Origin of the sequence: Methanoplanus limicola DSM 2279 (assembly GCF_000243255.1) — an archaeon.
GTDB lineage: Archaea > Halobacteriota > Methanomicrobia > Methanomicrobiales > Methanomicrobiaceae > Methanoplanus > Methanoplanus limicola.
The window spans coordinates 3,194,580-3,200,946 of record NZ_CM001436.1 but is presented as its reverse complement, the minus strand read 5'-3'; the positions used below and the strand labels follow the sequence as shown (position 1 = coordinate 3,200,946).

Sequence of the window (6,367 nt, the reverse complement as noted above, 5' to 3'; positions counted from 1 at the left end):
TTTAGACCGTCGTGAGACAGGTCGGTTACTATCTATATGGGGTGTCGGGAGTCTGAAGGTAAGATGGAAATAGTACGAGAGGAACTTTTCCGTCGTCGCCACTGGTAGACCGGTTGTCCGACAGGGCAATGCCGGGTGGCTACGCGATAAGGGGTAAAAGCTGAAAGCATCTAAGCTTGAAACCTGACCTGAAAAGAGACTCCGTCACAGGACGCGGGTAGAAGACCCGTTTGATAGACCTGGGATGTACGCACGAAGGCAACGACGTGTTCAGTCCACAGGCACTAAAGTCCGATAATTCGGCAACGGAAAACACTTTAACCGTTAAAATCCAGACGAAATCGTTGTGTGAATGCCAATATGCCGGATAATTGCAGATTACATCTGGGTTCGTGACCCAGTGTCCGGTCTGCGATTGCGGCCATAGCGGCGGGGCAACACCCGGACTCATCTCGAACCCGGCAGTTAAGCCCGCCCACGTTTTGGTGCTGTACTGAGATACGAGAGTTCCCGGGAACCACCAAACGCTGCAATTGCTCAAGTGAGTGATTGTGTCTATTCTGAAAAGTTATTCTTTCTGCTGACTTGTTTATGATTACATTTATGCAATTCTAAATTCCGCTTATAATGCCGTTTTTATCGGTTTATATTAATTTATAATTCTGTAATCAGGAAGCTGTGCTCTTCATTTCCTAATCGGCAAAATTGCTTATGTGCCCGGACCTGCTAAATTTTGATTCAGACACATTCTCTTTAAGCATACTGTTCTCATGTTTCATAACCTCTTATCCGGAAATTCATTGATTATATCCGGATAGGATTTGATCAACCAGTTATTCATTCCAGTTACTGAATGGATATATTCAGGTTATTTATCTTTAGATGGTTTACCTTCTCAGAGGCTCTGATGCATCTGTCAGTCAGCTCTCATCTGTCCGGTAAAAACTCCTGGAGATCTGTATTATCCCCTGCTACAGCAATAGCTGACTTATTCTTATAAATATGGGTGATAAGTAATGTCAAAACAGGAATTTCTTAATCATATTTTCTCTTCCGTGAGGTCCCGGAGTTTCAATCGAAATTGTAACGATTACGGGACCGAAGATTCGAATATATTGCTGCCGGCACCTCTTCCGATAACTGTAAACCTTGGTCTTCTTGTTAATTGTGGTGAACTTAATGTCGATCTGGTAGTCGAATCAGTAATTGAAACCTTAAATAGAGTTAATAGAGTATTATCCCAAACTCCCCATATCTTTAAATTTCTTCTTCCCGGATGCCACGGTAAGAATGAAGAAATGCTCAGAATGGTCGTTGATAAATTGAGCTGCACAGAGAATATAAGGCTTGAAACTCAGTTTTTCATTCATTCAGGATTTTATGAGGAGATGGTAGAATTTTCAGTTTCCGGGATTTCATGCAGTATTATGGAAATTCCTGCGGACAGGCGTGCACTGGGTTATGATCCTATATCAACCGCAATTGTTGAAAATGCTACTCTTATGATAATTATTGGTGAATCCGATACTGAAAGTTCTGATATTAAGCCGGGCAGCATATATCTTCTTGCAAAGCGTTATGGAAGAACTGTAGTATCTATTAATCCTGCTGACGGGAAAATAAGTGATATTCCACATGATGACCGGATTTTTGATTCATATTTATATCTGGATGGGTATAATAATGAAAAGATCAGTCTGAATATCTTTAAGCAAAGAAGGAATATTTACATAAGAAAACTCCGGAGCGAATTTGTAAAGGCCGGAATCGATGAAGAGATGATAAAACCATCCTATGATTATCTGCTTCCGCATTATCTCAAGGCAAGGATTCTTGGAAAACAGTACAGATTTAAGTATGCCCTTGTCGGTGTTATGATATATCTTCTTTCAGCCTTTGCAGTTTTTACAATTACTATGCAGACACTGTTCTTCCCTGAGAACCCTGAGTTTGTATGGGTTGAAGTTGGTGAAATTGCATTAATTATACTTCTGATGGTCTGCTCAAGAACCGGAAATTATCATATCAAATGGATTGATTACAATTTTCTGGCAGAAAGAATAAGAAGTGCTTTCTTTCTGAGATTTGTATGCACAGTGTGTGATAAACCTGAAGATCTTCCTTCCATGAGTCCTGTAAGGGTGCCTAATGACTGGATGGTTATGACATTTGAGGCAATAATCTCATCCGGAAAAGTGAGTTACTGCAACAGGGAAGTGCATTTTGAGGCGGTTAAAAATTTTTTCATCTCAGCATGGATACAGAACAGAATCGTATTTTATGAACGTGAAGCGGGAATGGCCAGATTTAAATATCACACCCTTGCCATATGTGGGGAGGTTATATTTGCAGTAACAATGATTCTTGCCATTGCCCATGCACTTGGCATCGGTCACTGGGAGAGATTTATGGATGCTGAAATTCCGTTGATTATGGCTTTTCTGACGATTACACTCCCTGCATTTGGTGGTGCACTATCTGCAATCAGAGTACAGAGAGAATATCATAGAAATTCCGAAAGGTACTTTCATCTTCTGAGACACCTTACTGCAATAAAAACAGAGATGATGCACATTACAAATATGAGTGATCTATGCCTCCTTTTAAAGGAGATGAATGAAATGACATTCAGGGAAATTAATGACTGGAAAATAGTATTCAGGTATCATAATATTGAGGCTGTCTGAGAGTCAGTCATCTTGGCCGGATGATTGAAATATATATATTTATGGTTATTTTTGATTTGATTTATGATATTTCCTTTACTCTTCCGACCTGTCCGTCAGAGAGGCGTACCTTAATTCCGTGCGGATGGTATGAGGAGTTTGTCAGTATTTCACTTACCTTTCCGTCTGTGAGTTTCCCGCTTCTCTGGTCTTTCTTCAGTACAATTTTAACTAAAATTCCGGGAGTGATATTGCTTCTCTGTCTTGCATCTGTAATGGTAGTCATCTCTTTGTTTTTTCTCTTCATTATTTTGGACAGAACTGAAATATTTCTTTGGTTTGCGGAAATCCTGATTCCGGTTTTGTTATTCCCATATTCTCCTGTAATGAATGGCATTGGTGTAATATATCCGGGCAATGCCTGGGTATTACGAAGATTTACCTATCTCCATCCGGATGTTCTCTTTTCAGCGACTGTTTTTTCAGTTTTCTGAGTCTTGTTATTCTTACAGTTTCAATACTTGCCGCCCTGAAAATCTCTGCAAAGATCTTCCGCGCCGGAATGCTGATGTATGGTAAAAAGCCGTCTCTGAAGGAGATACTGAAATATCTTAAAAACCGATAGTGGAATACGGTGCACCGGACTTAGAATATAGCATATTTAATTTTTGATATTCAGGCTGTTTATCCGTTTTTTTACCTTTTTTAGCAGATATTTCCTTATTTTGTATTGACGACATTATCGATAATCATTTGACGTACGCATCAAAATATCATATATATTAATTTCGGATGAAAAAATAATCAGGGGTGCTTATTAATTTACTATAGATCCAAGTTAACCATTGGCGCTGGGGGCGCCGGAAAGAGAAGGAGAGAATATCATATGTCATATAAGGTGATGGAGAAACGATACAATAATTATTCACCAATGCCTGGCAGTCATTCCAATACAATCCTTCACGGAAGAAATCCTCATGCACAAAGCGAAGATGCCATTATATTGCTCGGCGAAATTTTAAACCGCTACGAAGAGAATTTAAGGGCATCAGGTACACTGCCGGCCCCGCCATCCGGAATTACAGATCATTTGTTTAATCTGATTAATGCAATGCCGGTCAGTGACCGTGTACTCATCTCAATGGCATTGGCAAATTTTGGAAATCCATTATCGACATCTCTCTTCATAAATTCGTTAAATCATGAAAACAGCTTAGTCCGGTACATCTCTGCCGAAAGTCTGGCAAAGATCTGCGATCCAGAATCCGTTGAAAAACTCTTCACCCTTTACAATGATGAATCTGTGTCTGTACGTCTTGCGGCTGAAAAAGCCCTTATTAAGATGCTCTAAGGGAAAATTCTTCCGGCTTAGTCATTCAGGCATGAAAATCCAGTCTGATGCCAGAAAAAGTACCGGCAAAATAATAATTCAGGGCCTGTAAAATATGCCCGCCAGAAATATTGCATTATCCACCAGAATTATATGATGCAGTATCTATGGCAGGGATATTTTTTGAGGTCCGTTTTTTTTATGCCGGATTTAATTGTTAAATTGTTAACTTTCTTTTCACTGCTCAGGCAGGCGTAAATTTACTCTGTAGATTTTTCTGAATTTATTTTGTACGGAACTGATTTACTTTTATAATACTGAAACAGCCTTTCACCCCACATACACGCTTCAGGTGAAGTGCTTACGAGGTACTCTATAGTATCAAAAAATCTGCAGTTGTCTGTCATTAACTTCATTTCAAAATACTTATCTGTGACTATAATGCTGAAAGTGTGCGGGAATTCTGATATGTGGACCTTTAAAAAAGATTTTATATCTTCATCAATATCTTCTATAAATTCTTTTAATTCAGATTCATCCTCTGCTCCATCTTTTGAGATTATAAATTCACAGTTGTGGTGACGGCATATTCTGGGCATTGATACTGCCGGAAGGCAGAGAAGGGAATAATCTGAGACGCCATGGAGATATTTTGGCTCAAGAATATGGTCTTTGTGTATATCTCCTCTGCTGACAATTTCATCCGGAGAATTATAATGAACTTCAGCATGTATAAGTTCATAAAATGTGTCCTTTGCAAAGTCCGGCATCCAGTCCAGTGAGTGTCCCGTCCAGAAACTGCTGTTTTTGTATATGACTGCTGAAGATAGAATGTATTCTTCGAGATGTGTCGCGACAATTCTGCCTTTTCTTGTTAAGCAGTATTCATGCTCCTTCTCATCAATAAGCGCTTTCTCTTTTAACCATGCAATTTTTGGCGATAGTGCCACGGAAGAACTTCCGGTGATGTCCCTTAACAGGTACCTGGACATCATATCTTCATTAAGTGCCAGAAGTATGGTTGTCAGGATTGTGGATCTGATTATTGCCTGGGCATCTGATTTATTCCTGATGAAATAAGAGGTCTCATCTTCACCGTAATCCGATTCCTCCGCTTCTTTGTAAGGTTCATGCCATTTTCTGTTGATTGAAATTATAAAGCCTTTTATTTTGTCTGCGATTATTGATCCGGTGACACTCAGCCTGTATTCTTCGTCATCTTTAAGGACAATATTTTTCTCTCTGAGGATTTTAAGTCTTGAAGTTATATTGGGACTGCTTGACAAAGTAATATCACATAAATCAATGATGGTTTTTGGACCGGAGGAGAGTGCAAATATAATCGCGGCAGCAATATCTGCTGTAAGTGGAAACTGGACTGCGGCAAGGTTATCCTTATAGTGTCTCAGTTTTATATCCAGTGATATGGACTGTGCGGGGTCTCCTTCTTTTTTCTCTCCCTTCTTAAGTGCTCTCTGAAAGTACGATATGTAATGGAGTTCCCCTTCAATGTTATAATGTGGCGTAATATATATTTTGTAGCGTTTTCCCATATATTCTTCATAGCAGATTGCTTCCCTTCCTTCTTCAGCGGCTTTGTCTGTGGAGCTGCTTTTTATTTCCGCTATCTGGTGCGGAAGAATGTCATAGAATGACATTCCGGTAATATCCGTATTTATACTGTTTGAAAAAGAGTTTATAAAATCTCTGCCGCCCCTGTTTGCAGTGATTATTTTCTTGTCTGCATTGAGCAGGAACGCTGAATCCGGAGAATGGTCTATAAGATCCTGCATGGCCTCTCTCTTCTCAGACTGTGTTATTTTGATTATCCTCTCTTCCACAAGGGGAGGTATTTTTCTTTTCAGCTCAGAACATATATTATCAATTTCAGCCTCTTTTAGCAGGTAAAAATCAACTCCGGAGTTTAAGGCTTCAATTACTACTTCCTCACTGCTTTTTCCGGTGAAGATGATATACGGGATGTCATTACCCCTGCCTCTGATTATTTTTAGCAGCTCCAGGCCATTCATTCCGGGCATGTCATAATCAGATATGATTGTATCATAGGAGGTATTTTCAATCATATCAAGGGCCTGCATACCGGATTGTGCCGAATCCACCTTAAAGCCGGTGAGCATCTCCATTGTGGGCTTAAATGTTTTATGCAGTATGCTTTCATCATCAACATAAAGAAGGTTGATCTCTTTTTTCAGACTCATAGAGCAGTTTTACTTATGGTTTTGCCAATATATATGATTTTCAATTCAACGGGCTGCCGGATGGCTATTTCTCCCGTAGACTATGAGGTAATTTAATTGCTCTTTTTGCCCATCTGGATGGTATTTATCTCAAAAATTGTCAAAAAATTTTC

General features: G+C 39.5%; 4 protein-coding genes, 1 rRNA gene and 1 other annotated feature. Of the genes, 3 read left to right on the top strand and 2 right to left on the bottom strand.

The annotated features are described in order from the left end of the window. Window positions 1-307 (top strand) — a sequence feature (23S ribosomal RNA rRNA prediction is too short). 106 nt (window positions 308-413) lie between these two features. Both rrf and METLIM_RS15250 read left to right on the top strand, forming a co-directional pair. Continuing rightward, window positions 414-536 (top strand): 5S ribosomal RNA (gene rrf, locus METLIM_RS15255). Between the two features lie 579 nt (window positions 537-1,115). Continuing rightward, window positions 1,116-2,687: a hypothetical protein gene (locus METLIM_RS15250; RefSeq protein ID WP_245543554.1), complete on the top strand. Its 1,572-nt coding sequence runs from the start codon at window positions 1,116-1,118 to the stop codon at window positions 2,685-2,687. Between the two features lie 61 nt (window positions 2,688-2,748). Here the strand turns inward: METLIM_RS15250 and METLIM_RS17770 are convergent, their stop codons facing one another. Further along, a complete protein-coding gene (locus METLIM_RS17770) occupies window positions 2,749-3,063 on the bottom strand; it encodes a YwbE family protein (RefSeq protein WP_004079813.1) in 315 nt (104 codons plus the stop codon). A gap of 489 nt (window positions 3,064-3,552) precedes the next feature. On the opposite strand from METLIM_RS17770, the gene METLIM_RS15240 reads away from it, so the two are divergent. Continuing rightward, complete coding sequence (locus METLIM_RS15240; RefSeq protein WP_004079812.1) at window positions 3,553-4,017, top strand: HEAT repeat domain-containing protein; 465 nt, start codon at window positions 3,553-3,555, stop codon at window positions 4,015-4,017. Window positions 4,018-4,256: 239 nt separating this feature from the next. On the opposite strand, the gene METLIM_RS15885 is transcribed toward METLIM_RS15240, so the two are convergent. After that, the gene (locus METLIM_RS15885) at window positions 4,257-6,215 is read right to left on the bottom strand and encodes a response regulator (RefSeq protein ID WP_004079811.1); all 1,959 of its coding nucleotides are present in this window, start codon (window positions 6,213-6,215) and stop codon (window positions 4,257-4,259) included. Window positions 6,216-6,367 lie beyond the last annotated feature (152 nt).

Coding starts and splice junctions, on each gene's coding strand:
- METLIM_RS17770 (WP_004079813.1), bottom strand. CDS start 3,063: ATGCCATTCATTACAGGAGAATATGGGAATAACAAAACCGGAATCAGG.
- METLIM_RS15240 (WP_004079812.1), top strand. CDS start 3,553: ATGTCATATAAGGTGATGGAGAAACGATACAATAATTATTCACCAATG.
- METLIM_RS15885 (WP_004079811.1), bottom strand. CDS start 6,215: ATGAGTCTGAAAAAAGAGATCAACCTTCTTTATGTTGATGATGAAAGC.